This is a genomic window from Dongia rigui, from assembly GCF_034044635.1.
Lineage (GTDB): Bacteria > Pseudomonadota > Alphaproteobacteria > Dongiales > Dongiaceae > Dongia > Dongia rigui.
In genome coordinates, this window is sequence record NZ_JAXCLX010000001.1 from 1 (window position 1) to 25,135 (window position 25,135).

At 61.9% G+C, this 25,135-nt stretch carries 26 protein-coding genes and 3 tRNA genes; 13 read left to right on the plus strand and 16 right to left on the minus strand.

Annotated features, from left to right (window positions below; translation table 11 throughout):
• Window positions 1-178 precede the first annotated feature (178 nt).
• Both SMD31_RS00005 and SMD31_RS00010 read right to left on the minus strand, forming a co-directional pair.
• Window positions 179-252, minus strand: a tRNA-Gly gene (locus SMD31_RS00005).
• Between the two features lie 76 nt (window positions 253-328).
• Window positions 329-414 (minus strand) — tRNA-Tyr (locus SMD31_RS00010).
• Window positions 415-577: 163 nt separating this feature from the next.
• Between SMD31_RS00010 and rlmB the strand changes: the two genes are divergently transcribed.
• The 3 genes from rlmB to SMD31_RS00025 all read left to right on the plus strand — a co-directional run bounded on the left by rlmB (window position 578) and on the right by SMD31_RS00025 (window position 3,040).
• Window positions 578-1,435 carry a 23S rRNA (guanosine(2251)-2'-O)-methyltransferase RlmB gene (gene rlmB / locus SMD31_RS00015; protein WP_320498439.1) on the plus strand — a complete coding sequence of 286 codons (858 nt, stop codon included), beginning with the start codon at window positions 578-580 and terminating at the stop codon, window positions 1,433-1,435.
• Window positions 1,436-1,452: 17 nt separating this feature from the next.
• On the plus strand, window positions 1,453-1,854 hold the full coding sequence (locus SMD31_RS00020) for an EF-hand domain-containing protein (RefSeq protein ID WP_320498440.1): 402 nt from the start codon (window positions 1,453-1,455) through the stop codon (window positions 1,852-1,854).
• Window positions 1,855-1,984: 130 nt separating this feature from the next.
• Entirely contained in the window at window positions 1,985-3,040 is a 1,056-nt protein-coding gene (locus SMD31_RS00025; protein ID WP_320498441.1) for a Fe(3+) ABC transporter substrate-binding protein, read from the plus strand.
• Window positions 3,041-3,121: 81 nt separating this feature from the next.
• On the opposite strand, the gene SMD31_RS00030 is transcribed toward SMD31_RS00025, so the two are convergent.
• Window positions 3,122-3,343, minus strand: a complete 222-nt coding sequence (locus tag SMD31_RS00030; protein ID WP_320498442.1) for a hypothetical protein — start codon at window positions 3,341-3,343, stop codon at window positions 3,122-3,124.
• Window positions 3,344-3,545: 202 nt separating this feature from the next.
• Here SMD31_RS00030 and SMD31_RS00035 point away from each other — a divergent pair, with 202 nt between their 5' ends.
• Window positions 3,546-4,439, plus strand: a complete 894-nt coding sequence (locus SMD31_RS00035; RefSeq protein WP_320498443.1) for a phytanoyl-CoA dioxygenase family protein — start codon at window positions 3,546-3,548, stop codon at window positions 4,437-4,439.
• 26 nt (window positions 4,440-4,465) lie between these two features.
• Entirely contained in the window at window positions 4,466-4,906 is a 441-nt protein-coding gene (locus SMD31_RS00040) for a CoA-binding protein (RefSeq protein ID WP_320498444.1), read from the plus strand.
• 10 nt (window positions 4,907-4,916) lie between these two features.
• Here the strand turns inward: SMD31_RS00040 and SMD31_RS00045 are convergent, their stop codons facing one another.
• Window positions 4,917-5,303, minus strand: coding sequence for a response regulator (locus SMD31_RS00045; protein ID WP_320498445.1), 387 nt, complete (start codon window positions 5,301-5,303; stop codon window positions 4,917-4,919).
• A gap of 219 nt (window positions 5,304-5,522) precedes the next feature.
• Between SMD31_RS00045 and SMD31_RS00050 the strand changes: the two genes are divergently transcribed.
• Together SMD31_RS00050 and SMD31_RS00055 are read left to right on the plus strand one after the other, a co-directional pair.
• Window positions 5,523-7,757 carry an ATP-binding protein gene (locus SMD31_RS00050; protein WP_320498446.1) on the plus strand — a complete coding sequence of 745 codons (2,235 nt, stop codon included), beginning with the start codon at window positions 5,523-5,525 and terminating at the stop codon, window positions 7,755-7,757.
• A gap of 85 nt (window positions 7,758-7,842) precedes the next feature.
• Window positions 7,843-8,106 carry a hypothetical protein gene (locus SMD31_RS00055; RefSeq protein WP_320498447.1) on the plus strand — a complete coding sequence of 88 codons (264 nt, stop codon included), beginning with the start codon at window positions 7,843-7,845 and terminating at the stop codon, window positions 8,104-8,106.
• A gap of 57 nt (window positions 8,107-8,163) precedes the next feature.
• Here SMD31_RS00055 and SMD31_RS00060 read toward each other — a convergent pair whose 3' ends face one another.
• Entirely contained in the window at window positions 8,164-9,225 is a 1,062-nt protein-coding gene (locus tag SMD31_RS00060; protein ID WP_320498448.1) for a transglycosylase SLT domain-containing protein, read from the minus strand.
• 286 nt (window positions 9,226-9,511) lie between these two features.
• On the opposite strand from SMD31_RS00060, the gene SMD31_RS00065 reads away from it, so the two are divergent.
• Together SMD31_RS00065 and SMD31_RS00070 are read left to right on the plus strand one after the other, a co-directional pair.
• Window positions 9,512-11,071, plus strand: a complete 1,560-nt coding sequence (locus SMD31_RS00065) for a PAS domain-containing sensor histidine kinase (protein ID WP_320498449.1) — start codon at window positions 9,512-9,514, stop codon at window positions 11,069-11,071.
• Window positions 11,072-11,511: 440 nt separating this feature from the next.
• A complete protein-coding gene (locus tag SMD31_RS00070) occupies window positions 11,512-11,976 on the plus strand; it encodes a PAS domain-containing protein (protein ID WP_320498450.1) in 465 nt (154 codons plus the stop codon).
• A 35-nt stretch (window positions 11,977-12,011) separates the two neighbouring features.
• Here the strand turns inward: SMD31_RS00070 and SMD31_RS00075 are convergent, their stop codons facing one another.
• The 7 genes from SMD31_RS00075 to SMD31_RS00105 all read right to left on the minus strand — a co-directional run bounded on the left by SMD31_RS00075 (window position 12,012) and on the right by SMD31_RS00105 (window position 18,830).
• Window positions 12,012-12,443, minus strand: coding sequence for a CBS domain-containing protein (locus tag SMD31_RS00075; RefSeq protein ID WP_320498451.1), 432 nt, complete (start codon window positions 12,441-12,443; stop codon window positions 12,012-12,014).
• Window positions 12,444-12,553: 110 nt separating this feature from the next.
• Window positions 12,554-13,564 (minus strand): SMC-Scp complex subunit ScpB, encoded by a 1,011-nt coding sequence (gene scpB / locus SMD31_RS21565; RefSeq protein WP_407652062.1) that lies wholly within the window; start codon window positions 13,562-13,564, stop codon window positions 12,554-12,556.
• Entirely contained in the window at window positions 13,561-14,526 is a 966-nt protein-coding gene (locus SMD31_RS00085) for a segregation and condensation protein A (protein ID WP_320498452.1), read from the minus strand. The genes scpB and SMD31_RS00085 overlap by 4 nt, the downstream gene beginning before the upstream one ends.
• Window positions 14,526-15,224, minus strand: a complete 699-nt coding sequence (locus SMD31_RS00090; protein WP_320498453.1) for a site-2 protease family protein — start codon at window positions 15,222-15,224, stop codon at window positions 14,526-14,528. Before SMD31_RS00090 ends, SMD31_RS00085 begins: the two co-directional genes overlap by 1 nt.
• Before the next feature lie 63 nt (window positions 15,225-15,287).
• The gene (gene nagZ / locus SMD31_RS00095) at window positions 15,288-16,292 is read right to left on the minus strand and encodes a beta-N-acetylhexosaminidase (protein WP_320498454.1); all 1,005 of its coding nucleotides are present in this window, start codon (window positions 16,290-16,292) and stop codon (window positions 15,288-15,290) included.
• Between the two features lie 34 nt (window positions 16,293-16,326).
• Window positions 16,327-17,505, minus strand: coding sequence for an SPOR domain-containing protein (locus SMD31_RS00100; RefSeq protein ID WP_320498455.1), 1,179 nt, complete (start codon window positions 17,503-17,505; stop codon window positions 16,327-16,329).
• Between the two features lie 131 nt (window positions 17,506-17,636).
• Entirely contained in the window at window positions 17,637-18,830 is a 1,194-nt protein-coding gene (locus SMD31_RS00105; protein ID WP_320498456.1) for a deoxyguanosinetriphosphate triphosphohydrolase, read from the minus strand.
• A 174-nt stretch (window positions 18,831-19,004) separates the two neighbouring features.
• Here SMD31_RS00105 and erpA point away from each other — a divergent pair, with 174 nt between their 5' ends.
• Together erpA and xth are read left to right on the plus strand one after the other, a co-directional pair.
• A complete protein-coding gene (erpA, locus tag SMD31_RS00110; RefSeq protein ID WP_320498457.1) occupies window positions 19,005-19,355 on the plus strand; it encodes an iron-sulfur cluster insertion protein ErpA in 351 nt (116 codons plus the stop codon).
• A 13-nt stretch (window positions 19,356-19,368) separates the two neighbouring features.
• Entirely contained in the window at window positions 19,369-20,163 is a 795-nt protein-coding gene (gene xth, locus SMD31_RS00115) for an exodeoxyribonuclease III (RefSeq protein WP_320498459.1), read from the plus strand.
• A gap of 118 nt (window positions 20,164-20,281) precedes the next feature.
• Here xth and SMD31_RS00120 read toward each other — a convergent pair whose 3' ends face one another.
• The gene (locus SMD31_RS00120) at window positions 20,282-21,007 is read right to left on the minus strand and encodes a phosphocholine cytidylyltransferase family protein (RefSeq protein ID WP_320498461.1); all 726 of its coding nucleotides are present in this window, start codon (window positions 21,005-21,007) and stop codon (window positions 20,282-20,284) included.
• Between the two features lie 252 nt (window positions 21,008-21,259).
• Here SMD31_RS00120 and SMD31_RS00125 point away from each other — a divergent pair.
• A tRNA-Asn gene (locus SMD31_RS00125) sits at window positions 21,260-21,335 on the plus strand.
• Between the two features lie 63 nt (window positions 21,336-21,398).
• Here the strand turns inward: SMD31_RS00125 and SMD31_RS00130 are convergent.
• Window positions 21,399-22,172, minus strand: coding sequence for a class II glutamine amidotransferase (locus tag SMD31_RS00130; protein WP_320498462.1), 774 nt, complete (start codon window positions 22,170-22,172; stop codon window positions 21,399-21,401).
• A gap of 218 nt (window positions 22,173-22,390) precedes the next feature.
• Between SMD31_RS00130 and SMD31_RS00135 the strand changes: the two genes are divergently transcribed.
• Window positions 22,391-22,822 (plus strand): hypothetical protein, encoded by a 432-nt coding sequence (locus SMD31_RS00135; RefSeq protein ID WP_320498463.1) that lies wholly within the window; start codon window positions 22,391-22,393, stop codon window positions 22,820-22,822.
• A 4-nt stretch (window positions 22,823-22,826) separates the two neighbouring features.
• Here the strand turns inward: SMD31_RS00135 and SMD31_RS00140 are convergent, their stop codons facing one another.
• Both SMD31_RS00140 and SMD31_RS00145 read right to left on the minus strand, forming a co-directional pair.
• On the minus strand, window positions 22,827-24,092 hold the full coding sequence (locus SMD31_RS00140) for a type III PLP-dependent enzyme domain-containing protein (RefSeq protein WP_320498464.1): 1,266 nt from the start codon (window positions 24,090-24,092) through the stop codon (window positions 22,827-22,829).
• A gap of 109 nt (window positions 24,093-24,201) precedes the next feature.
• Window positions 24,202-25,125, minus strand: a complete 924-nt coding sequence (locus SMD31_RS00145) for a choline/ethanolamine kinase family protein (RefSeq protein WP_320498465.1) — start codon at window positions 25,123-25,125, stop codon at window positions 24,202-24,204.
• Window positions 25,126-25,135 lie beyond the last annotated feature (10 nt).

Consider the following 25,135-nt stretch of genomic DNA (forward strand, 5'->3'; position numbering starts at 1 on the left):
GTCTTGCCGTGGTCAACGTGGCCGATCGTGCCAACGTTGCAGTGCGGCTTGTTACGCTCGAATTTAGCCTTCGCCATGTCCGTACAATCCTACGAGAACCAGATTGAAATTCGTTTCTTCTTAACTCTTTAACTCTGCCCCGGGCCGGTCAGAAGCAACCGAACCGCGGCGAAACTGTTGGAGCGGGTGACGGGAATCGAACCCGCGTAGCCAGCTTGGAAGGCTGGAGCTCTACCATTGAGCTACACCCGCCCGATCACCTCGTCTCCGCTCGCCTAGCCACCTTCTAACGCACCGACCACATGGGCCAAATGCTCGAAGGGGAGCTTGGTGGAAGGGGTAGGATTCGAACCTACGTAGGCCGAAGCCAACGGGTTTACAGCCCGTCCCCTTTAGCCACTCGGGCACCCTTCCATCGCGCTCGACTCCGCCGTAGCGGAGACGCGGACTTATGAGCATTTAACCGCTGGTGTCAACTTGAAATCACAGCAAAAACTCCCGTCCGCGCCGATTTCGATTCCGGCCCGAAGGGAGTTAGGGTAAAGCTCCGTCTGTCAGCACAATCATAGAGTCCGCCATGTCCCCGCGCAAGCCGTCAAAGCCCCCACACCGCAACCGGGAAAGGCCTGACGAACGTCCATCGCGCGCTCCGGCAGGAAATCCGACTCGCAATCGCGATGCCGGCCCCCAACGTTCTGAAACAAAATCACCTTCCCCACCCCAGGCCGGCGGCCCGGGCGGCTATTGGCTGTTCGGCCATCATGCTGTGGAAGAAGCACTTAGGAACCCCCGCCGCCAGATTCACCGGGTTGTCGTCTCGGGGGAGACGCCTGCGTCACTGGGTCGCGGCATCGAGGCGGAAGCCGTCGACCGTGATTTCATCGACAAACTGGTGGGGCGCGACGTGGTCCACCAGGGTATTGCTGCCCGCGTCTCGCCCCTTCCCGAAGTCGACATCTACGAGATTTGCGACCAGGCGCGTGGGCGGGAAAATGCCGTCATCGTCATCCTCGACCAGGTGACGGATCCGCACAATGTCGGTGCCATTCTACGATCGGCCGCAGCCTTCGGGGCGATGGCCATCGTCCTCACCGAGCGCCATGCGGCGCCGGAGAGCGGGATCCTTGCCAAATCCGCCTCAGGCGCCCTGGAACATGTGCCCCTGGTCCGCGTTACAAACCTCGCCCGTGCCATGGAGGAATTGAAGGAGGCGGGCTTCTGGTGCATTGGCCTGGCTTCCGACGCCAAGCAGACACTTTCTTCCATAAAATCAGGGGGTAAAGTGGCTTTGTGCCTGGGTGCCGAAGGTGCCGGGCTGCGCCGCCTGACCCGCGAGAACTGTGATCTACTGGTGCGGTTGCCGACCGCCGGGCCGATCGATCACCTCAATGTGTCGAACGCCGCCGCCATTTCGCTCTATGAATTGGCGCGCTGATTTCTCAAGGATTTTTCATGCGTTTCCTTCTGGTCCTGATCGCCATCCTGCTGCCCGTGGAAGCCCTGGCCCAAACGCCGGATTTCCGGGTCGCCTATTTCAACCGGTTGGACCAGCGCAAGACGGGCGGCTTCACCCTGCAGGATCTGCAACGGATTTCCGCCAAGGAATTCAAGCGGATAGATGACAATAAGGATGGTGGCCTGTCGCTCGACGAATACACTTTTGGAATCCCCTCGAGCCGGCAGGATGCAATCGACTTCTTCACCGCCCGGTTCAAGCGCTCGGATTACAATGGCGACGGCAAGGTCGACTTCACCGAGGATCAGGCCTATTGCGTCGACTTGGTCAACCTCGCCGACAGCAACAAGGACGGCATCGTGACGCGGGACGAGTTCCTGACGGCAGTGGCACAGTAGCGTCGCGATTGCGACAGCCCAGCGGTGCCCAAAGGGCACGCCGCCCCTTGAAACGTGCCGGAATCGCCCCTTATAAATAGGTCTTGCGAGTTATTCTTACTCGCACCCTTGCATTCGACTGAAGGCACCAATGCGCAAGCCCACCGCCCCCGCCCTGTCGCGCCGCCGTTTCTCCGCCCTCGCCCTTGGCACCCTCGCCGCCCCTTTTATCTCCCGCGGCGCTCTGGCCGATGCCGGCGAGGTCAACATCTACAGCGCCCGCCACTACCCCGCCGACGAGACGCTCTATGGCCTCTTCACCAAAGAGACCGGGATCAGGATCAACGTCATCCAGGGCACAGCTGAAGAACTGATGGAGCGGGTGAAGCTGGAGGGTGAGAGCTCGCCCGCCGATGTCTTCGTCACCGTCGATGCCGGCAATCTGTGGCGTGCGCAGGAGGCCGGTGTGTTCCAGCCGACCAAATCGGCGCTGCTCGACGAAAAGATCCCGAAGCACTACCACGAGCCCGATGGCCATTGGTTTGGTTTCTCCACCCGGGCCCGCGTCGTCGTCTATGACATTCGCAAGGTGAAGCCCGCCGATCTGTCGACCTACGAGCAATTGGCGGATCCCGCCTGGAAGGGTCGCCTCCTCGTGCGCTCATCGAACAACATCTACAACCAGTCGCTGCTCGCCTCGATCATCGAGCATGACGGTGATGAAAAGGCGGAAGGTTGGGCCAAGGGCCTGGTTGCCAATTTCGCCCGCCCGCCCAAGGGTGGCGACATCGACCAGATCAAGGCGCTGGTTGCCGGCGAAGGCGACATCGCCATCAGCAACACCTATTACTTCGCCCGCATGCTGTCGGACAAAGACACGGAGGCGCGCAAGGGCCTTGAGAACCTCGCCGTATTTTTCCCGAACCAAGCCGATCGCGGGACGCATGTAAATGTCTCGGGCGCCGGGGTCGCTGCTTACGCACCCAACAAGGCCAACGCCATTGCCTATCTGGAATTCATGGCCAAGCCCGAGGCGCAGGAAATCTTCTCCGGTGCCAATTTCGAGTACCCGGTCGTTGCCGGTTCCAAGGTCTCCGACGTCGTCGCCAACTGGGGCGATTTCAAGCGTGACGAAGTCAATGTCGCAGCCTTGGGCCGTAATAACGCCGAAGCCGTGATGATCATGGACCGCGCGGGCTGGCGCTGACACCACGAGGTCGTCACGAACGAAAACGCCGCCGGCAAAAACCGGCGGCGTTTTTGTTTGCGCTGGGTAAGGCGCGAAACTTTAGACGGTGATGTCGAGGCGCCTATCGCTGGTGCTGCTGACGCCGGTGCGCTCCGAGCTTTCCTCGACCACTTCGGTCTTCTTGAGGTCAGCTTCTTCGGCGACGCGGTTATTCTGGCGCTGCACCGCGTTGGTGCCGGCCGATTGCGAACTCTGTTGAACACCGGCAAACCGGGCCGCTTCAACACCAGCGGCTACGGCGCCTACCTGGCTGATGGACATCGCCCAGGCTCCTGCTCCGTTGAACGTTGCCTTGAAGATTGGCGTTCAATGGCGGAAGCGCAAGCACTATCGCCTACGAATTTAGGAGAGTTTTAAGTAATTTTATTGCCAGCGCGCTGTCAGATCCCTCGACCCGGCTGATATCGCGGGATAATCTCACGGGGTATCAGGCGGCTTGTGACCAAAGTCCGGGAATAAAACCATGACGCTCACAACATCATCTGCACCCCGTCACCTCTCGACCACCGAATGCGAGACCTTCTGGCGGGACGGCTATCTGGTGGTCGAGAACGCGCTGTCGGCCATCGAACTCGGCGCGCTGCAGCGCGAGTTCGACGGCTGGGTCACGGATAGCCGCCAGCATGACAAGCCCTGGGGCACCATCGCCGACGGCCGGCCGCGCTTCGATCTGGAGCCCGGACACACGGCGGAAAAGCCCGCCTTGCGCCGCGTGAACTCCCCGACGGAGATCTCGGACAATTATGACCGTGTGATGTCGCAGAGCCGCGTCCCACTGCTGGTCGCCGACCTCATCGGCCCCAACGTCAAATTCCACCATGCCAAGATCAACTCGAAACTGCCCGGCGCAGCCACTCTGGTGAAATGGCACCAGGACTTCCCCTTCACGCCGCACAGCAATGACGATCTGGTGACAGCCCTGATCTTCGTAGACGAGGTGACGGCGGAGAACGGACCGCTGGAGGTCCTGCCCGGTTCGCATAAAGGCCCGCTGCATACCTTGTGGCATGATGGCCGCTTTACCGGGGCGGTCGATCCGAAGCTAGAAGCCGAGATGCGCGCCGGTGCCAAGCAGGCGCAGGGACCGGCGGGGAGCGTCTGCTTCATGCACACCCGGCTGCTGCATGGATCGGCGCCCAACCGCTCGGCCCGGCCGCGCACGCTGTTCATCTGCGTCTATTCGGCAGAAGATGCCATTCCGCTGTCGCCCAATCCCCTGCCCTCGACCCATGAAGGGCGCATCGTGCAAGGCGAACGCACGGGGCGCGTGCGCTGCGTCGGGAACGAATTGCGTTTGCCGCAATTGCCGAGCCAAGCCTCGTTCTTCGCCCAGCAGGCAGCCAGCTACGACGGCTGACACCAACAAAAAAACTGAGACCCGTCATGCAGCATACCGACGACACCACCCTGCGCCGCATTCTGGAACAGACGCAAATAATTGCGCTGGTGGGCGCCAGCCCCAAGCCGGAGAGGCCCAGCCACGGCGTGATGCGCTTCCTGCAACGCCAGGGCTACCGCGTGATCCCGGTCAATCCCGGTCTGGACGGGCAGATTCTCAACGGCGAACGGGTCTATGCGCGCCTGGCCGACATTCCCGAGGCCAAAACCGGGCATATCGACATGGTCGATATCTTCCGCAATGCGGATGCGGCGCTGGAGCCGACGCGTGAGGCGATCACGATCGGTGCCAAAACGGTCTGGATGCAGCTCGGCGTCATCAATGAGGCCGCGGCCGGCGAGGCGCGGCAGGCTGGCCTCGATGTGGTGATGGATCACTGCCCAGCCATCGAGATTCCGCGACTGGGTATCGCCGCGAAAAAGTAGCTCCCCGCCGTCAGGCGACCGGTTTTTCCAGGCATTCCTCGATCAGGCGGACCAATTCCTTGGGGCCGAACGGCTTGCGCAGGGCGCGGGTCGCGCCGAAGGATTGTGCCGCATCGAGGAAGTTGACCGCACCCATGCTGGAACCACCGCTGATCGCGATGATGGGCATCATCCGATCGATCTTGCGCATGGCGAGGATGGTTTCGATCCCTTCCTGCTCGGGCATGATGATATCGGTCACGACAATATCGGGCCGCTGCTCGGTGAACAGCGCCAGTCCCTCACGACCGTGCCGGGCGGTGACGACATCATAGCCGGCGAGCTTCAAGCCAATGGCCACGGAATCCCGCACCAGCTCATCGTCATCGATCAGCAGTACCCGCACCATCGCGTTCATAGCCCCAGACGTCGCCTATTCCGATGAGATATCTATTCTTAGCCTGCATATCGGCTTCATCGGCGAAGTGGAACCTATTCAGTAAAAATTATTACGACGTTAAGAAAAATCGCTCAAACTACACAACTGAATATTCAGGAAAGAAATCACAAGGATGGGAGAAGGTGTGATGTCCGGTCACGCGGGAGCGGCGATGGGGCGACATGCGGGATCGAGACCGTGAGCATCCGATCGCGCCTTCTGATCCTGGTCACGCTGGCGACCTTGATACCGGCCGTGCTGGTCGGCCTGCGATTTCTTGAGGATCGCGCCACCAGCATCGGCGCGGCGGGCGAAAGCCTGTCGGAGGTCGCCAACCTGGTCCTGCGTGATCTTGACGCCAAAGTCCGGGGCACGTCGCAATTGCTGTATGGCTTGGCGCGGGCGCGCGACGTCGCCACGGATGAGAAGGATCTGTGCTCGGCCTTCCTGTCGAACGTGCGCGAGCAGAACCCGCAATACACCGGCATCCTCACCATCCAGCCCGATGGCGAGTTGTTCTGTGACTCGTTGCGCTCCGGGCGGAAACTCAATCTTAGCGATCGCAACTATTTCCAGCGCGCGCTCAGCCTTGGCGACGGCGTCACGCTGGAGGCGGTGTTCGGCCGGCTGACCGGCCTCGCCGTGCTGCAGATCGCCGAGCCGGCACGCACGCCAAGCGGCGCGGTCGATTTTGTGCTGCTAGCCTCGTTCAATCTGCAGAAATTCGTCGAGGGCTTCGGCGACCAGTTGGAACGTGCGCAGATCCTGCTGGTCAAGAATGACGGCATGGTGCTGGCTTGGCAGCCGAACGACAAGGCCGCAACCAAAGCCGGCACGTCGATCAAGGACACAGGGCTGTTCCAGCATCTTGGTACGCTCGCCTCAAGTCCCGCCGGCGGCGGGCCGGGTGCCACCGTCTTCCAGGAAGGCGCGATGGTGTGGGCGGTGGCCGACAGCGCCGTCACCCGCGAGGCGGGCCTGCACATTCTGGTCGGACGCCCCAAGAGCGAGCTCTTCGCCGATGCCAATCAAGGCCTGCTCGAGGACACAGCGATGCTGGTGGGCGTGCTGGTGCTACTGTTCGCGGGTGTTTGGGCCTTCGCCGAATTCAGCATCCGGCGGCAGATCGTGCAGATCGCCGGCATGATGGGCAAGCTGGGCCAGGGCGACCTCGCTGCGCGCATTCCTGCCCCCTATCCCAAGGGCGATCTCGGCAAGCTGATGGCGCTCCTCAATGAAACCGCGCAATCGCTGGAGCAACAGCGCAACGAGATCGAGGATCTGCACCGCAAGCTGCGCCAGTCGCAGAAGATGGAAGCAATCGGCCATCTGACCGGGGGTGTCGCACATGACTTCAACAACCTACTGACCGTCGTCATCGGCAACGCCGAGACGCTGGCAGATCAGCTCGCCGACAAACCGGGGCTCAAAGCGCTGGCCGACATGTCCGGCAAGGCTGCCGCTCGCGGCGCCGAACTGACCAAGCAGCTGCTGGCTTTTGCGCGACGGCAGCCGCTCAATCCCAAGGCCGTCGATATCGCGCAGCTCCTTGACGGCATGGAGGGCCTGCTGCGCCGGAGTCTGGGTGGGCAGGTCGCGCTCCGGTCGGCCGTCGCCGACGATCTTTGGCCGGCGCTGATCGACCCACATGAATTGGAGAATGCCATTCTCAATCTGTGCATCAATGCGCGCGATGCCATGGCAGATGGCGGCCGCATCACGCTGGAGGCCGGTAATCTTTCCATCGCGGCGGAAGATGGCGGGCAGCATGGCGACCTTGCCCCCGGCGACTATGTCACGGTGGCCGTGACGGATACCGGCATCGGCATGGACCGGGCGACACTGGAACGCGCCTTCGAGCCGTTCTTCACCACCAAGGAAGTAGGCCGCGGCAGCGGTCTGGGGCTCAGCATGGTGTATGGCTTCGTCAAGCAATCGAAGGGCCATGTGCAGCTCTATTCCGAGCCGGGACGCGGCACGGTGGTGCGCCTCTATCTGCCGCGTGCCCTTACCGCCGGCGAGATCGCCGCGCCGGCCGAACCATCGGGCAGCCTGCCGCGCGGCAGCGAGCGCATCCTGCTGGTCGAGGACGACGAGAACGTGCGGTCCTTCGTGGCGAACCTGCTGCTGGAACTGGGCTACCGCGTCCTTGCAACTGCTGGCGCGCGGGAGGCGCTGGCGGCCCTGGCGGCGCAAGATGATTTCGACTTGGTCTTCACCGATGTCGTCATGCCAGGTGACATGAACGGCGTGCAATTGGCAGAAGCCATTCGTGCGCGCAACCCGGCGCTGCCGATTCTGTTCACCTCCGGCTATTCGGAAAAGGAAGTGCAGCTGCAAGGGAAACAGGCGCCCCACTTCATCGCCAAGCCGTATCGACGGCATGAACTGGCGACGAAACTGCGTCAGGTGCTGGAGGCCAGCCGGCTGTGACGGCAGCGCTGCTCATCTTGGCGCAGGGGGCGCTTTGCGTTATGGTAAAGCGAGATCAGGTTTTGCGTATATTTAAGGGGTATCAATGACGCGGGTAACAAGTACCGCCAGCGCTGCGGAACGGCCGAGCGATATCGAGCTGTCGTGGCTGACCAAGGGCCTGAGGCAACCGGGCGGCAAGCTGCCGCTGTTCGACGAATGGGGCCAGAAGGTCAATGAACGGACGATCCGCGCCTGCATCGATCATGGCTGGGCGGAACCCTGGTTTACCAACCCGCTGAAGCCCGACTGGCTGGTCTGCAAGCTGACCGACGCCGGCCGCCGTGCCGTCGAATCCAAGAATCACTGAAATCCAATAAGACTGGCATCCTGGCCCGTGTGCCCTGCGGCGCGCGGGCCTTGGCTTTTAGATGGCCGATGCGGTCCGCAGCAGGTCGAGATGCAATGGATCATCGAGGCTGTTGAACAGGCTGCCGCCTGCGGCATTCGCGGCCGGGGCCTCCCGGTCCGCGGGATCGTTCCTGGAGCCGTCGTCCTCGCCTGAGACCGGCAGGGCCGCGAGGGTCACCAGCATGAGCGGCGAAAGCAGGCTGCCGACCCGGCTGAGGCTGCTGGAGCCCGCGTCGGCCATGGCCGTACCATCTGGGCGCGAATCCGGGCTGCGGGTCGTGCGCAGGCCGCCAAAGAACGCGGCATTGGGCGCTGCCGGCAAAGAGAGTCCAGCCACCAGCGAGGTGCCCGGAATGCTGCCGACGACCGTGTCGCCGCTGCCGGCATCGGCCACCGCCACCTCGCTGCCATGTTCATCGAGAGCTGCGTAGGCCGCCATGTCGGCGTCCATTGACGTGTCGAAGCGATTGTAGATCTCGGACACCGTGCGAGCGCGGCCGTCTTCGGTATAGAACACGTTGCGATTGGCGGCAGCCGCCTTGGGGAACAGGCTGGCGCCGGTGCGCTCGGGGCTGTCCTCCATGGTGCGGAGAAATTTGAGGGCACCGCTGATGCCAAGGAAATGTGCCATGTAGAGGTCGGTGCCGTTGACGTCGCGGCCCAGCTTTTCCTCCAGCTTGGCTTGGTTGTCGGCAGCATGCTCGGCAGCCATCGCCGAGGCAAAGCTGGGGTCGCGGCGGAGTTCCAGGATCTCCTTGCGCGCGGCGGCATCGGCAACCACAAAATGCCCGTCGGACCGGCGCGTGATCTTTTGGGCCAGATCACCCTGCCCATATTCAGCGCCATGATTCTTCACGACCCCCAACCAGGTCTGTTCGACGAATTGATAGAGACCGGCGGCGGATGACGATTTCGCCTGGGCGGACGGGTCGAAGCTGCTCTCGCGGTTGGCCTGGGCCATCAAATAGGCGAAATCGACCCCGGTCGACGCGCTGGCTTCGCGGATTCCGGCGAGGACATCGGAGCGGATCGATACGTCCTGTCCTGTGACATTGACCAATGTTGCCATCGGCGTCATGACCCGGAACCCACTTGCTGCAACGCAACAGGCACAGCAGCGCATGCCGGATGCGCGGCATTTCTTGCCGGGCTCATGCTCCCCATATGCGTCGTTGCACCCATTTCTCTACCGCTTTTGCAGCCAAAAGAGACGTTCTCGCCGGTGTATTAGCAAACCGCGTGCCAAAGGAGTGAGCCCGGTTGTTTTGGTCCGACTTCATCGATGTGTAGCCCTGGCGCCTTGTCCGACTTTAAGTGGCAGAGGTACGATCAAGCGGCAACGTCCCATTGCGAGTAGAGCGCCCGTGAAACCGGAAGACTTCCATCGCATCGTCTTTGAGAGCGCGGACATCGGCATCTACATGACCGCGCTCAGCGGCGTGTTGATGTCGGTCAACGAAGCTTTTGCCAGGATGATGGGATTTGAGTCCGCAGCCACCCTCCTTGCCGAAACGGCCGCCAATCCAGGGACACTCTATTGCGACCCCACCCGGCGGGGTCGATTGTTGAAGAAGATTAGGGCGAGCGGGCACCTGACCAACGAGGTGAGCGAGATCAACCGCCGGGACGGGGGGCGCGTGTGGATCTCGGAATCGGCGTCGATGCACGGCATGGGCACCGACAATGCGGTTCTGATCGGCACGGTCATCGACATAACCGAACTGGTCGCCTCGCAGCAGGCCCTACGCACTGCAGAAGAGCGCTATCGCGGGCTGTTCGAGAATGCCGTCGACGGCACGTTCATCTCAAGCCTTGATGGAAAGATGATCAGTGCCAATCAGGCGCTGGCGCGCATCAACGGTTACGAGACCCCTGACGAGCTGATCACGGCAGTCAACAACATCGCTGTCGAATGGTACGTCGACCCCAAGCGGCGCAGCGAATTTGTAGCACTGGCCGAACGTGACGGCTTCGTGCGCAACTTCGAATCCGAGATCTACCGGCACAAGACGCGCGAACGCATCTGGATTGCCGAGACGGCACGTCTGGTGCGCAACCCCAACGGTACGCCGTCGCATTTCGAAGGCACGGTAGTCGACGTCACCGAGCGCAAGAACTTCGAACGCCAGCTGATGCTGGCGCGGCGCGATGCCGAAAGCTCGAACCGCGCCAAGACCGAGTTCCTGGCCAGCATGAGCCACGAATTGCGCACGCCGCTCAACGCGATCATGGGCTTTTCCGAACTGATCGCCATGATGACACGCGCCGATGCACAAGAGACGCGGGTGCATGAATATGCAGGTGACATCCATGCGAGCGCACGCATCCTGTTCCGGCTGATCGAGGAGATTCTCGATTACTCCAAACTGGAATCCGGGAAGGCCACGATCGACGAGGGCATCGTCGACCTGGCCGAGATCATGCAGCAATGCGTCACCATGCTGTCGGCCCGTGCGGCCAAGGGCGACATTCGCCTGCACCTGTCCCTGCCCCCCGATCTGCCGCGGGTGCGCGGTGACCAGCGCCGGCTGCTGCAGATCGTGCTGAACCTGCTGACGAATGCCGTCAAATTCACCCCCGCCGGCGGACAGGTATCTGTCAGCGCGGCGCGTGAACCCGGTGGCGGGTTGATCTTTGGGGTCGCTGATACCGGGATCGGCATTTCGGCCAGGGATGTCGAACGCATCTTCGAACCATTCGTCCAGGTGAACCGGTCGGCCTTCCACCAACAGGAAGGAACCGGCCTGGGCCTTGCCATCTGCCGCAGCCTGGTCGAATTGCACCAGGGGCGAATCGAGATCACCAGCCAGCCAGGCCAGGGAACCCATGTTCGAGTCCTGCTGCCGGCGAGCAGGGTGGCCCCTGCAGATGACTCCTCCCGGCCGGTGGTACGCCAAGCGGCGGCCGATCCGGCCGGGAGTTGATGAAGCAATTTTTAAGAGATTATCGGGTGCTCCACGGGCCGGCATATGGATGCAGGTTATTGGTGCAATAGTCGGGGTTGCTGATCCAACCATTTCCGCTGCAATTCGTATCGAAAATGCGGCTTTCGGCACACGCCGTCAGCAACAGCAATCCAACGGCAAGGATAAGTTGTGAACGCCATTTCATCTTAATCTCCAGTGCAGGCAACATGTCGGGTCAAAATCGATCGGCAGCACCGCGCCAGTAATTGCCAATGACCCCAGCCAAACACGCCGCATCTGCGAAAGTTGCGATCTGGATGAAATAGATCGCGTAGCATGCTAAATTAACTAGGTTTGTTATCCGGCGAGCGCGTTGGATGTGTGGTGCGCATCCAAGCTTGGGGGCAAGGCGCCATCCGCCGGTGGGCATAATATTTGAGCATTGCGTCGAGAGTTGCATGGAGCCACCGTTCGACATTCCGGAACCGCGGCTGCGGTCACTGTATGATTATTGGCACAGCAAGATGCACGGGCACGACCTGCCGGCGCGCGCCGATATCGATCCGCTTGAGATGAAGCAATGGCTCGGCAACCTGATGCTGATCGAGTTCCATAGCGGCGTGTCCGATTATCAGATCCGTCTCGACGGCACCAACCTCGAGCATTATTACGGCACGCGCCGCACCGGCTTCGGTGTTGAGAAGCTGACGAACGAGGAAGAGCGACGCTTGCTTATGGACCAGTACAGCGCCGTCCTCAGCGGCAAGCGGCCGGCCTATTACGAAGCGGACTTCACCAACAGCGACGGTGTTTATTCGCGCCAAGCCAAACTCATCCTGCCGCTGTCGGCAGATAAGGAGCGGGTCGACATGGTGCTGGTCGGCATCTACTTCCGGTCGACCGACGGATCCGAGTTGAACTGACGCCGTTGGGCCAGACGCAAGGCCAGGGCCCGGGGTTACCCGCGCACGATGTATTCGCGCAGGGACGCAGCCTCCCGCTCGGCGTCTTCGACACGCTTTTTCACCACATCGCCAATCGAGATCATGCCAATGATGCGGCCATCGCTGCGCACCGGCAGATGGCGGAAGCGCCGCGCGGTCATCAGCGCCATGGTGCTCTCGACCGTATCCTCCGGGGCACAGCATATGACGTTGCGCGTCATCATGGTGGCAACGGCGCGGGTCAAAACGGCCACGCCCTCACGAGCGATCTGGCGAACGACGTCACGTTCGGAAAAAATGCCGATCATCTCGCCCTTGGTATCGAGGACGGGGACGGCGCCAATGTTCTCGCGGGTCAAAGTCGCCGCGACATCGGCAATGCTGGCAGTCTCGGACACGGAAATGAGCCGGTCGGGCTTTTGCTTGAGGATGCTCGCAACGGTCATCGCAGCCACCTCTCTTTCAGGCTGAAAACTCAGCCGGTACTTGAGAGCGTAGCGTGCTTTCCCGATAACGCAATATTTTTGCTATGCGGTAGAATCAGGTCGGGCGGCGGTCAGCCATGCCCGGATTTCTTCTCATCTTCGTCGCCGGACTGGTCGTCCGGATCGGACTCGTCGTCGTCTTCGTCATCATCGAGGGCGTCGTCGTCGATGCCGTCTTCGTCCTCATCGGACTCGTCGTCACCCTCGTCCTCGTCGTCGTCGTCTTCTTCTTCGTCGTCGTCGTCGTCATCTTCGTCATCGGCATCATCGTCGCTGTCGTCGCCGACAACGTCGATCGCCTCTTCGTGCTCTTCCGCAGGTGCGAAGGCGCCGCTCGCCTCTTCTTCTTCGGTACGGGCCAACAGTTCCGCCTCGTAAGCGTCATCGGCCGCCCGATCTTCGGCCGCGTCACCTTCTTCCGCCTCACTTGCGACCACGGCCTCAGGCTCGCCGCGCAATTCGATGGCAGCGGCTTCTTCCTCGGCCCGCTCCTGAGCACCTTCGGGGGGCAGAACCGTGTTGCCCTGGGTGCCCAGAGTCGAGACCGCGGACCGCGCGTCGAGCAAGCCGGCCGCCCGCAATTCCTCGATGCCCGGAAGTGCCGCACAGCTTTCGAGGTTAAAGTGCTCGAGGAAACCGGTCGTGGTCGCCCAGGTGACGGGACGCCCCGGCGTCTCGCGCCGGCCGGCCGGCTTGATCCAATCGGCTTCAAGGAGGGAGTCGAGCGTCCCTTTCGAGATGGCGACGCCACGGATCTCTTCGATTTCGGCCCGGGTTACCGGCTGGTGATAGGCGATGATCGCCAAGGTTTCGATGGCGGCACGGGTCAACTTCCGCACGACCTTGCGCTCGATCGACATGCGGTGGGAGAGATCCGGCGCGGTGCGGAAAGCCCAGCGCCCGTCGAACTGCATGAGGTTCACGCCACGGTTGGCGTAATGGCCCTTCAGCTCTTCCAACAACCCTTTGACGTCGGCATCCTCGGGCAGGCGCTGCGCCATGACCTTTTCGGTCAGCGGCTCTGCGGCGGCAAACAGGACGGCTTCCAGGAAGCGCAGGGTCTCGAATCTATCTTCACTCATGATGACGTCACTTCACTGGGTGATGCTGGGGCGGCAGGTTCCGCCCGCTTCATATAGATGGGGCCGAAGAGCCCTTCCTGGCGCAGGTTGATGATGCCCGAGCGCGCCAGTTCCAAAGAGGCCGCAAAAGTGGCGGCCACGGCCGCGCGGCGTTGCAACGGCTGTTTCAGGTCATCCGGCAGAAATTTCTGCAGGATCGTCCAGTCCAGGGTATGGCCGATGATGTCGCCGATCCGCTTCAGCGCATCGTCCATCGAGAACAGGTTGAGCGGCGTGATTTGCAGAATGCCGTCGCGGCGGCGGCCCGGATGCGTGCCGTAGGCCTTGAGAAGCTCGTAGAGGCTGAGCTCGAATACCGGGACATCGACGACCTTCAGTGGCTCCGGCGCACCACGCGTGAAGACGTCGCGACCCAACTGCGCCAGGTTCAGCATCGCCTGCCCAGCCTTCTGCATCGCCTCAAGGCGCTGCAACTGGAACGCCAGGGCCGCCGCCAGCTCGACACCGGTCGGTTCGCCGTCCGCCGGCGGTTCGGGCAGCAGCAGGCGCGACTTCAGATAGGCAAGCCAGGCGGCCATCACCAGATAGTCGGCGGCCAGTTCGAGCCGCAGCTTGCGGGCATGGTTGATGAAGGACAGGTACTGGTCAGCCAGTTCCAGGATCGAGATCTTCTTGAGATCGACCTTCTGCTCGCGGGCGAGCGTCAGGAGGATATCGATCGGCCCTTCGTAACCGTCGAGGTCGAGGCGCAGTTCGCCGTCGTCATTGGCGGCGATCAAGGGAGCATCGTCGGAGGGTGCTGCCGCCGGCTCCGGTGCCGCTTGGGCGACCGGTTCGTCCGGTATCGGCTCGTCCGGCGCAGCCTCATCGGGGGTCAGCGCGTCGGCGTCGGCAGGCGTGTCGTCGGCGACACCTTGTGTCGCCGGCACTTCCGTTTCGTCATCCGCGGTCCAAGGCGCCATCAGCCTGTCAGCCCCGTGAGGGTTACAACAAGATGCAGGAGATAGTCGGAAGCCGGACCCAAAATCCAGCCCAAAATATTGAGATTCATCCCCAACTGGCCACCGATCAGCGGCAGCAGGAAGATGAGGGCGAGCAGGACGAACATGCCATAACGCTCGGTGCGGAAGAACGGCCGCGCCAAGCTTGGCGGCAGGATCCCAGCCAGCACCCGGCCACCATCCAGCGGCAGTAAAGGCAGCATGTTAAAAAGCGCCAGCATGATGTTGAGCCGCATGGAATTTATCAGCGTCTGCACCGACCATTCAGCGAACCAACTGGGTGCCAGAACCGCCACATGAAGCAACAAGGCCGAAACGACCGCGAGGATCATGTTGCTGCCCGGGCCGGCAATCGCCACCAGGGCGGAATCGCGGCGAAAGTGCTTCAGGCGGCGGAAATTGACCGGCACCGGCTTGGCGTAGCCGAAGAGGAAACCGCTGCCCGTCATCAGCAGCAGTGCCGGCAGAATCACCGTGCCGAAGGGATCGACATGTTTCAGCGGGTTGAAGGTGACACGTCCTTGCAGATAGGCCGTGTCGTCGCCCAGGCGCCAAGCGACATAGGCGTGGGATGCCTCATGCAGGGTAATGGCGATCAACACAGGCAACGCCCAGGTCGTGGCGAGCTGTGCCAAATGGCCGAAATCGAGTGTTTCCAAAACTGGCTCCTAGAGTGCGCTCCCCAGACCGGCCGCACTCTCCCCGCATTTTTTACTGAAAATTCAGGCCATTAAAGCCGAAAGTTCATCCTTGAGGTCCGCCTGATCGAAATCCGGATCCGCATTGAGGCGCCGCTGGCCTTGTTCATATCGGGCAAGTCCAGCGGAAGACAAGGGCTTGGCGCCTTTGACCACCTTCTCCATCTCGGCCATGTCGCCGTTGCAGTGGAGTACGACGTCGCACCCCGCCTCAAGACTGCCCTGCGCCAGTTCATCAAGCCCGCCCTTCAGGGCCTTCATCGAGAGGTCGTCTGATAGCAGCAGGCCGGAAAAACCGATCTCGCCGCGAATGACCTCCGAGATAACAGTCCGGCTCAATGTCGCCGGCTGAGCGGCATCGATGGCGGTATAGACGATATGGGCCGTCATCGCCCAGGGAATGTCGTGGAGCGCCCGGAAGGGAACGAAATCGGTCTCGGCCAGGGTGTCGAAATCGGTATCGACCCGCGGCAGGTCGAAATGGCTGTCGACCATGGACCGGCCATGGCCGGGGATATGCTTGATGATTGGCATGACACCGCCAGCCATTAGACCCTCGGCGGCGGCCCGCCCCAGATCGGCCACCAGATAGGGGTCCGTGCCGTAGGCCCGGTCGCCGATGATGTCATGGGCGCCGTCCAACCGCACGTCGATCAGCGGGGCACAATCGACAGTGAGGCCGAGCGCCCGCAATTCGGTCGCCATCAGCTCATGGTTGACGCGCACCGCGCTTGCTGCCCGGGCGCGGTCGGACGCGCCGATGGCGCCGAACTTGTCTGCGGCTGGCGGGTGGCGCCAATGCGGCGCCTTCAGCCGGGCAACCCGGCCACCTTCCTGGTCAACCAATATGGGCGCATCGGGACGTCCGATGCTGGCGCGCAAATCCGCCGTCAACCGTCGGACCTGGTCGGGCTCGACCAGGTTTCGGGCAAAGACGATGAAGCCAAGTGGATCGGCGGCGCTGAAGAACCTGCGCTCCGCATCGCTAAGTTCCGGTCCGGCGCAGCCCAGGATCGCGGCCAACGGCATGCTGTACTCCCCCAGATCGACCTGCCAATTTGCTTTAATTAGCAACCAGACAGGCTTGATTTTTTTGCTTTAATTGTGCGCAAAGTTGCTTTGCCGCAGCCTTGTCGGCGAGCGGGCCAGCCTGGATGCGATAATAAACTTCGCTCGCGCTCTTGTTGAAGCGCTCGACATGCAGCGACAGACCGCCCAGGAGGTCTGGATTGGCCTTTTGAAGGCGCGTCCATTCCTTTTGCGCCGCAGCCTCGCTCTTCACGGCTGCCAGCTGGATGCGGGCCGAGCCGCTCGTCGCCGGTGCCGGCGCTGCTTCAGCGGCCGGTGCCGCCTCAACAGGGGCAGCTTCGGCCGCCGCGGTTTGGGTCGGCTCCTCAGCCGGCACGGGGGCCGCTTCGGAGGTGGCTGGCGCCGCTGGCGGGGTCGCGCCGCTGGTCGCCACACCTGGTTCGGTTGGCGCTGGCACGCTTGGAATCGCATCGACGGCGGGCGCCGCCACACTCGGCACGGCATCAGAGGCCGCCGGGGCGGCATCGGCCGTGGCCGCCGGAGCGGCGTCGGAAGGTGCCGCCGGTTCGGCCGGCGGTGCGGGCGGGGTCGCGGGTTGCTCAGGTGCCGGCAGGACGGTTTCACCCTGGCTCGGCGCGGCTGAATTTTCGCCGTTCAGGATGGCGACATCCTGGTTCGGGACTTCGAGCCCGCCTTCATCGGCCGGCTTCACCTTCTCCGGTGTGCCGTCGGCGGCGATCACGGGCACGGCTTCGCTGCCGCCCTCGCCGCTGCTGCTCCAATACCAGAAACCAGCCAGGGCGAGGACGAGAACGCCGCCCGCCAGCAGGCGATTACGGAGGCGCCTGCGACGATGGGCGGCCTCGGCCTCAGCGTCGGCAATGTCGGCAAGCGGCGGCGGCGCGCCGATACCGCTGAGCAGATCGGGTTGGTCGGTGGGCTTCAGGCCCGTCATCCGGGCGAAGGGCGTATCGAGCGGGTCACTCGGCGCGTGTGGCTTGGGGGCGCCCAAGGCCATGCTGGGATCGGGCGCAGAGAGTGTCGGGCCGACATCGAGCTGTGGCTCGCTGTCGGTATCGCCGGCGCGGCCTGCGTCGGGCTCGGACCCACCGGCAGCGACCGGCGGTGTCGGGGCCAGCTCGCCGCGCAGGCGGCTCAAAGCCGCAGCGACATTGGCCTGGATCTGGTCTGGGCGGGGCGGTTCCGTCGTCATTTAACGCTATCCTTGACGCCAAAGTCGGGAGCCGGCGCAAAGGCGCGGCCAAGTCTTTGAATCAAACCAGTTTGGCGTCGAGTCGGTCAAGTCACCGAGCGGTGATCATCTGGCGTAACTTCCAGATTCGCTTAGGATTTTTCCGCAACAAGCGCGGATGTACCGAACAGTCTGTCGTGGCATTCCAGGGCGAACTTGTCGGTCATGCCGGCGATATAGTCGGCGACCACCCGCCCGCGGCCCCGGCGATCGGCCACGGCAGCCTCCCGCGACCATTCCGATGGCAGCAGGTACGGCTGTTCCAGATGGCACGCGAAGAGGTCCGTGACGACCCGCTTTGCCTGGGTCATGGTTCGATTGATACGCTCGTGCCGGTACATGCGCTGGAAGAGGAAGCGCTTCAAGCCGACATCGTGCTCCCGCACGGCGGCCGAAAAGGCGATGACCGGCTCGGTGCGACTGCGAATGTCAGCAACGCTCTTGGGTGCGGCGGCGGCCAGGCGTTTTTGGCTTTCGGTGATGACGTCGCTGACCATCACGTTGATCATGCGCCGGACCGCTTCATGGATCAGCCGCGTCGGCTCAAGGCCCGGATAGAGTGCCGCCACCTCGGCAAAGACCGGCCCCGCCAGCGGGACATCATTGAGATCCTCGATGGCGAACAGGCCCGCACGCAAGCCGTCATCGATATCGTGGTTGTTATAGGCGATATCGTCGGAAAGGGCCGCGACCTGGGCCTCGGCGCTGGCGAAGCCGTCGAGTTCCAGCGACCAATCACGATCAAATGCCGCGATTGTCGCCGGCACGCCATGGGCAAGATTGCGGGCACCGGCATGGGGACCGCGCAAGGGGCCGTTATGCTTGACGATCCCCTCCAGCATCTCCCAGGTCAGGTTGAGACCGTCGAAACCGGCATATCGCCGCTCAAGCGAGGTAAGGACGCGGAAGGTCTGCTCGTTGTGATCGAAACCGCCAAGATCCGCCATGCAGGCATTGAGCGCATCCTCCCCCGCATGCCCAAAAGGTGGATGGCCAAGGTCATGCGCGAGGGCCAGGGCCTCGGCCAGATCCTCATTGAGGCCAAGGACGCGGGCAATGGTGCGTGCGATCTGCGCCACTTCGAGGCTATGGGTCAGGCGTGTCCGGTAGTGATCGCCTTCGTGATAAACGAAGACCTGCGTTTTGTGCTTGAGGCGCCGGAAGGCCGCCGAATGGACCACCCGGTCGCGATCGCGCTGATAGACCGAACGCATGGGGCTTTCAGCCTCGGGCATGCGCCGGCCGCGCGTTTCCTCCGGATGGCAGGCAAAGGGTGCGGACGACATGATCGGACCCTAACAGGGGTATCTGCGCATGACTATTACAGAAATCGGCATCGCCTCCAAAAAACGTAGGCAAAGTAAGGGCATAGATGGGAGGTATGCAGGGTGGGCGTTTGACTTTCTCACCTGAGTTCCTAAATACTGCAACGAATGATGAACCAGCCCGAAGTGACTGCAATGCCCGATTCCACCGACGCCCAGCGCCAAGTGACCGTCAGCGAAAACGCTGCCAAGCGGATCGCGCAGCTGAAGGCCATGGAAGGCGATGACGATTTGATGCTGCGCCTGTCCGTTTCGGGCGGCGGCTGTTCCGGCTTTCAATACGGCTTCTCGTTCGACAAGTCGACGCAGCAGGACGACCACACTTTCGAGCGCAATGGCGTCAGGGTCGTCATCGACGACACTTCGCTCGATCTTCTCTCCGGCGCGGAAATCGATTTCGTTGAGGATCTGGTCGGCGCCTCGTTCCAGATCAAGAATCCGAACGCGTCGTCGAGCTGCGGCTGCGGCAACTCATTCTCCGTCTGACCCGAACACCCTCGTGAAGATCGCGACCTTCAACGTCAATTCGCTGCGGGCGCGGCTGGCAAACGTGCTGGAGTGGTTGAAGTCTGAATCGCCGGACGTCGCCCTCTTCCAGGAAATCAAATGCACCACCGCTGAATTCCCGCGCATGGAATTCGAGGCGCTTGGCTATCAGGTCGAGGCGGTCGGGCAGAAGAGCTATAACGGCGTCGCCATCCTGTCGAAGACGAAGTTCACGGTCGAGCACCCCGCCCTGCCCGGCAACGATGCCGACGAACAGGCGCGTTACCTGGAAGCCGCGGTCGAGACGCCGGAAGGATCACAACGCCCGCACATCCGCGTTGCCACGATCTATCTGCCCAACGGTAATCCGGTCGAAACCGAAAAGTATCCCTACAAGCTTGCCTGGATGGAGCATCTCAAGCGCCGTGCGGCAGATCTGCTGAAGACCGAGGAGCCGGTGGTGCTGGGCGGCGATTACAACGTCATCCCGACCGATGCCGATGTCTACGATCCGGTGGCCTGGGCCGAGGACGCGCTGGCACGCCCGCAGACACGCGCCAAGTTCCGCGAGATCCTGCATCTCGGCTATACGGACGCATTCCAGCATCTGCATCCAGAAGGCCATCGCTATACATTCTGGGACTATCAGGCCGGGGCCTGGCAGCGCGACAATGGCCTGCGCATCGACCATCTGCTGTTGTCACCGCAAGCCGCCGACTGCCTTGAAAAATGCGAGATCGATCGCACCCCGCGCGGCAAGGAAAAGCCCAGCGATCACACACCGATCTGGGTCGAGCTCAGGGTTTAGGAACACCTCATCTCGTCATCCTCCGCGCAGGCGGGGGATCCACGAGTTACTTCCTTCAGTGGCCCAGGAACTCGTGGATGGTCCGCCTGCGCGGACCATGACGAGATAAAGCGAAGGATCAGAACTCCGTCACCAGCTGCGAGACGCGGGCGTGGTCAGCCGGGAAGTCGACTTCGCCCCAGAGACTGCCTTCAATGCTGCAGGTCTCGACCTGGTGATGTTCAGCGATCTGGCCAATCGCGCGCAGATACCACCACTTCACGCCTTCCGGCGTGTACATCAGATTTTCGAGCGTGTCGGTGAAGAGCTTCGGGCCATCGCCGCGGAACAGCAACATGCCAATGGATTCGCCGTTGGTGCGCTCCGGTGCCAGCGTCTTGCCGATCTCCAAGAGGCGCGTGCCTTTGAGGTGCACCTTCATGTCGTCGGAGTCATAGGACTCCTTCTTGTCGATGGTGACGGTGATGGGAGCCGACGGGCTTGCCATCAGCTTCTGGAAGATCTTCGGTTCGATGACAGTGTCGCCATTGAGGATGACGAAGTCGTCCTTCATCTCGTGACGCGCCATCCAGCAGGAAGCGAGATTGTCGGCGAGCTTGTAGAACGGATTGTAGATCGTGCGGATCTTGAGCTTCGGGCTTTCCAGCTTCTTCAGCAGGGCCACGACATCCTGTGCGTGATAGCCGACCACGACCGCGATGTCGTCAACACCGCCCTGCGTCAGCGCCCAGATCTGCCATTCGATCAGCGTCTTGTCGCCGAGTTGCAGCAGGCATTTCGGCCGCCCCTCGGTCAGAGGCAACAATCGCGAACCCTGGCCCGCGCTCAAGATGACGGCCTTCATGGAAACTCCGATGGCTGATGTCCCGGAACCTGCGGCTCCGACAAAGGATTTGGCGCCGGAGAATCTTGGAAGAGTGCCCGGCTGTCAACCCCTGCAAGCCCTGGGTGCGGCAAATGGCTGCTGCAAAATTCGCATTGAAATCAGCCTGTTGGCTCCCGGGCAAAAGATGAAGAAAGGTGTTGGCATCCGCGCAAAGCTTCTGCTATATGCTGCCCCACCGCGCCGGGCCGTATGGCTCTAGGCTGCGGTTATTCCTCGATAGCTCAGTTGGTAGAGCGTCGGACTGTTAATCCGCAGGTCGCTGGTTCGAGTCCAGCTCGAGGAGCCAGATTAGACGGGTCGGAAGCGACAAGCTTCCGACCCGTTTTTCTTTCTGCGCTCATTTCCCAGCTCACGCTGCCAGAAACGGCACCATGTCGACCCGTGTGTTGCGCTCCGTGACGATGATCTGCCCCGCCGGCACTTCGTGCCAGCAGCGCTGGTCGTCATCGAGCGGTTCGGAGACGATCAGCAACTGGTCGTTTTCATAGCGCCAGAACAATGAGGGCGGCGCCTCGTCGGTCGCGTATCGCACCGCGAAGATATGTGTGCCGTTGGTGAAGACCGAGGTAAAGCGCAGCGCCTCCTTGATCTCGGCTTGCCGCATCAGTTCAACCACTGCTGCAAGGGACTTTTGCACCGCGGACATCGGATCCTTGTCCAGCCCCATCGAGAGCATCAGATAAAAGATCAGCTCGCTGTCGGTCGTGCCTAAGCGATGGACGTAAAAGGGATCGTCCACCAAGGCTTCGATCTTGCGCCGAATACGGTCGTAACCGCCAATCTGGCCGTTATGCATAAAGAGCCACTTGCCGTGAGCGAACGGATGGCAATTGGCGCGCGAGGTGGCGGTTCCGGTCGAGGCGCGCACATGGGCCATGAAAAGACCGGATCGGATCTGATGCGCAATCGAGCGCAGATTGGCGTCGTTCCAGGCCGGCAGGATGTCGCGATAGGTGCCGGGGACCGGCCGCTCGGCATACCAGCCGATGCCGAATCCGTCGCCATTGGTCGTCACATGGCTGCGCCGGGCATTGATACTCTGCTGGATCAGCGAATTCTCTTTCTCGAAGATGACACTGTCGAGATAGATCGGCTCGCCACAATAGGTCAGCCATCGGCACATGATTTCAGCCCTTCTTCACCCAGTCTCTGCCGGGTCCAGACCGGGCAAAAATGACCCGCTTCCACGTCATCGCAGCCATCACACCCGAACCTTGTCAGCCTATCTGCGAAATAGTTAACGAGATATCAAAGGGATAGCGGCCATCCCGGCAATCTGTCCAAGATGGCACAAGCCATGCTTGCCTGGCAGTGAAGATGGTCACATTCCGGATGCCAATCATGCGCCCCCTCCTGCTGTCCCTGCTCTTCCTCGGTCTTGCAGCCTGCACCTCGACCGAGAATCTGGCCAAGCCCGATATTACGGCCCGCGTGGACCAGGCGCCTGAGGTCATGGCCAATTGCATGGCCCAGGCGCTCGCCAACGAATTTCGTGGCGCTTCGCCAGATCTGCTCTTCTTCGGGCCCAAGGCCGAGATCAGCGTTTATTCGCCGCGCGGCGGCCTCATCGCCTTCGTGACGGTTGAGCCGCATCCCAACAACAAGTCGCTGGTGAAGTTCTATAACGGCGATCTCTATTGGCCGACCCATCAGGTCAGCGGCGTGTTTCCCGACATGGCGCGCGACAACTGGCATCGCGCCGATGCTGCCATCAAGGCCTGCGTACCGACGACGGCCGCCAACCCGGCTGCGCCAAGCCAACCCGCCTCGTAAGACGTCAGAACGACAACACGCCACCTTCCTGCATGACCGTCACGTCGAGCACGTCATCGGGACCGGAAATGCCATAGACCGGGATAGCCGGCAGGCTGTTGTAGACGAACGGTGTCGAGAAATAATAGGCGGCGGTGTCGTGCAGCATCACGAAATCGCCGGGCTCCAACAGCGGTAGCGGCCGGCCATGCGCCACCACGTCGCCGGCAAAGCAGCAAGGGCCGGCGACATCCTGAACGACCTTCAACCCCGATTTGGGCCGCGCCTGCGCATCCAAGGCCGATACACGGATCTTCCACATGTCCGGCATGAACACGGTGCGTGTCGCTACCTGCGCACCGGCATGGGTAATGGCGATGGGGCGACCGCCCTGTTCCTTGGTGTATTCGACGCGCGCCAGGATGAATCCGGCCTTGGCCAGAACCGAGCGGCCGAACTCGGTGATGACGCGAAACTCGCCGGCGAACAGATCGGGCACCTCCTTGCGCAAGGCCGCGACGTAATCACCAAAGCTCGGCGTCACGGCCTCGCTCTCGAAGTTGACCGGCAAGCCGCCACCGATATCGAGCGTCGCGATCTGCTTGCGGCCCAGGCGCTGATTGATTTCGCGTGCCAGATTGAAGGTCTTGGCGATACCGGCGGCAATGAGATCCAGCGGGCAACCCTGCGAGCCGACATGCGTGTGCAGCGCCGTCAGCCAGGGCCGGGTCTCATAGGCATCGAACACGCGCTGGCGATTATCGCCATCCTCAAGGCCAATGCCGAATTTCGAACTCTGTGTCGCCGTGCTCATCGCGGCGATGGAACCGCCGCCCACCTGCGGGTTGATGCGCAGGCCGATGATCGAGGCCGAGGTCTTCTTGCCCAGCCACGCATCGACGCGGGCCAGTTCTTGGAAATTGTCGATGTTGAGCGTGGCGCCGTGAGAGAGTGCTGCGTCGATTTCCCAGTTGGTCTTTGCCGGACTGTCGAAGACGATCTCGCCGGCGACAAAGCCGGCCTTGACCGCCGCCTGATATTCGCCGGGGCTCGCCACCTCGCAAGCCATGCCCCATTTGCGCACGAGGTCCAGGACCGTCGGCATCGTATTGGCCTTGGCGGCAAACGCATGGGTAAAGAAATTGGGGAAGCTGGAGCGCAGATCGTTGATGGTCGCATAGAGCGCGTCGGTGTCGATAACGCCAATCAGCGGCGCATCCTCGACCAGCAGACCATCTTGAAAGGCGCGTGCCGCGATCGCGGCCTTGCGCGGTGAAATGGTATCGTCCATCCCAGCTATCCCTGAAAGCGCAAACACAGGGCGTCATAGAGACGGCAACGAGAGAGGAAAGGCAAGACTATTGACGTAATTTCAGCCCTGCAGTGCCGGCATGCCTGAGCTAACCGTCAACCACCGCCTGCAGATGCTTGCCGAAATCGGCCTGCCCCATCAGTTTCTTGCAGCGCTCGAAGCGGTTGACGGCATAGGCCCAGAAATCATCCGCCGGGTTCTGGTTGACGTGCTGGATGATGCCCCAGAGCGTCCAGAGCAGGTCGCACATCGCCTTATAGAGCACCATGCGGCCGCGATCCGCCGGCAGCACCTTGCCGCCGAAATAAGCTTCCAACAGGATCTCGTCCTGTTCCGCACCGAACGCCGCCTCGACCGATACATCTCCCAGGTCCCACATGGGATCGTTGTTGCCGGCATATTCCCAGTCGATCACATGTACGACCTTCCCCGTGTCGAGGAAGTTTTCCGCCAGTGGATCGCAGTGACAGGGCACATTCGGCAACGACCGCTTGCCAAGGGCCACGCGTACGCTCTCCGCCTCCCGCTTCACATCATGGTAGCCGTCGGGCAGAGGTGCTGCTTTCTTTTCCAGGATGCCGAGATACTCATCGATCATCTGGAAGAGTTCGAAGCGGTTGAGGAAGGGCCGGCCGCTGTCATGCACCTTGCGCAAAGCCTCGGCCGAGCGCCGCACGGAGCCGAGATCCTTGAAGCGCTCCACATTCAACGTGGCAGCGCCATCGATAAAGCCCGCCAGTTGCACGCCGTCGGTCTCATCAAAGAAGATCAGCGGCGCATTGACGCCAATATCCGAGGTGACGCGCGCTGCATGCGCCTCGTTCCTGCGCGAAATGTACTCGCTGGTCCCCTCACCTGGAATGCGCAGGACGAATTTACCCTTGGGCGTGCGCAGTAGATAGTTTCGGTTGGTAAGGCCACCCAGACGTTCGGCATTGACCTCGCTGACGCCAAGACCTGCCAAAAGCGGAATCCGCCGCATGGCGTCATGGATGATCTTCTCGTCTTGCATCTTCCGCCCC

Bases quoted from the DNA above. Each gene is read 5' to 3' on its own strand.
- rlmB (WP_320498439.1), top strand. From the start codon at position 578: ATGTCCCCGCGCAAGCCGTCAAAGCCCCCACACCGCAACCGGGAAAGG.
- SMD31_RS00020 (WP_320498440.1), top strand. From the start codon at position 1,453: ATGCGTTTCCTTCTGGTCCTGATCGCCATCCTGCTGCCCGTGGAAGCC.
- SMD31_RS00025 (WP_320498441.1), top strand. From the start codon at position 1,985: ATGCGCAAGCCCACCGCCCCCGCCCTGTCGCGCCGCCGTTTCTCCGCC.
- SMD31_RS00030 (WP_320498442.1), bottom strand. From the start codon at position 3,343: ATGTCCATCAGCCAGGTAGGCGCCGTAGCCGCTGGTGTTGAAGCGGCC.
- SMD31_RS00035 (WP_320498443.1), top strand. From the start codon at position 3,546: ATGACGCTCACAACATCATCTGCACCCCGTCACCTCTCGACCACCGAA.
- SMD31_RS00040 (WP_320498444.1), top strand. From the start codon at position 4,466: ATGCAGCATACCGACGACACCACCCTGCGCCGCATTCTGGAACAGACG.
- SMD31_RS00045 (WP_320498445.1), bottom strand. From the start codon at position 5,303: ATGAACGCGATGGTGCGGGTACTGCTGATCGATGACGATGAGCTGGTG.
- SMD31_RS00055 (WP_320498447.1), top strand. From the start codon at position 7,843: ATGACGCGGGTAACAAGTACCGCCAGCGCTGCGGAACGGCCGAGCGAT.
- SMD31_RS00060 (WP_320498448.1), bottom strand. From the start codon at position 9,225: ATGACGCCGATGGCAACATTGGTCAATGTCACAGGACAGGACGTATCG.
- SMD31_RS00070 (WP_320498450.1), top strand. From the start codon at position 11,512: ATGGAGCCACCGTTCGACATTCCGGAACCGCGGCTGCGGTCACTGTAT.
- SMD31_RS00075 (WP_320498451.1), bottom strand. From the start codon at position 12,443: ATGACCGTTGCGAGCATCCTCAAGCAAAAGCCCGACCGGCTCATTTCC.
- scpB (WP_407652062.1), bottom strand. From the start codon at position 13,564: ATGAGTGAAGATAGATTCGAGACCCTGCGCTTCCTGGAAGCCGTCCTG.
- SMD31_RS00085 (WP_320498452.1), bottom strand. From the start codon at position 14,526: ATGGCGCCTTGGACCGCGGATGACGAAACGGAAGTGCCGGCGACACAA.
- nagZ (WP_320498454.1), bottom strand. From the start codon at position 16,292: ATGCCGTTGGCCGCGATCCTGGGCTGCGCCGGACCGGAACTTAGCGAT.
- SMD31_RS00100 (WP_320498455.1), bottom strand. From the start codon at position 17,505: ATGACGACGGAACCGCCCCGCCCAGACCAGATCCAGGCCAATGTCGCT.
- SMD31_RS00105 (WP_320498456.1), bottom strand. From the start codon at position 18,830: ATGTCGTCCGCACCCTTTGCCTGCCATCCGGAGGAAACGCGCGGCCGG.
- erpA (WP_320498457.1), top strand. From the start codon at position 19,005: ATGCCCGATTCCACCGACGCCCAGCGCCAAGTGACCGTCAGCGAAAAC.
- SMD31_RS00120 (WP_320498461.1), bottom strand. From the start codon at position 21,007: ATGAAGGCCGTCATCTTGAGCGCGGGCCAGGGTTCGCGATTGTTGCCT.
- SMD31_RS00130 (WP_320498462.1), bottom strand. From the start codon at position 22,172: ATGTGCCGATGGCTGACCTATTGTGGCGAGCCGATCTATCTCGACAGT.
- SMD31_RS00135 (WP_320498463.1), top strand. From the start codon at position 22,391: ATGCGCCCCCTCCTGCTGTCCCTGCTCTTCCTCGGTCTTGCAGCCTGC.
- SMD31_RS00140 (WP_320498464.1), bottom strand. From the start codon at position 24,092: ATGGACGATACCATTTCACCGCGCAAGGCCGCGATCGCGGCACGCGCC.
- SMD31_RS00145 (WP_320498465.1), bottom strand. From the start codon at position 25,125: ATGCAAGACGAGAAGATCATCCATGACGCCATGCGGCGGATTCCGCTT.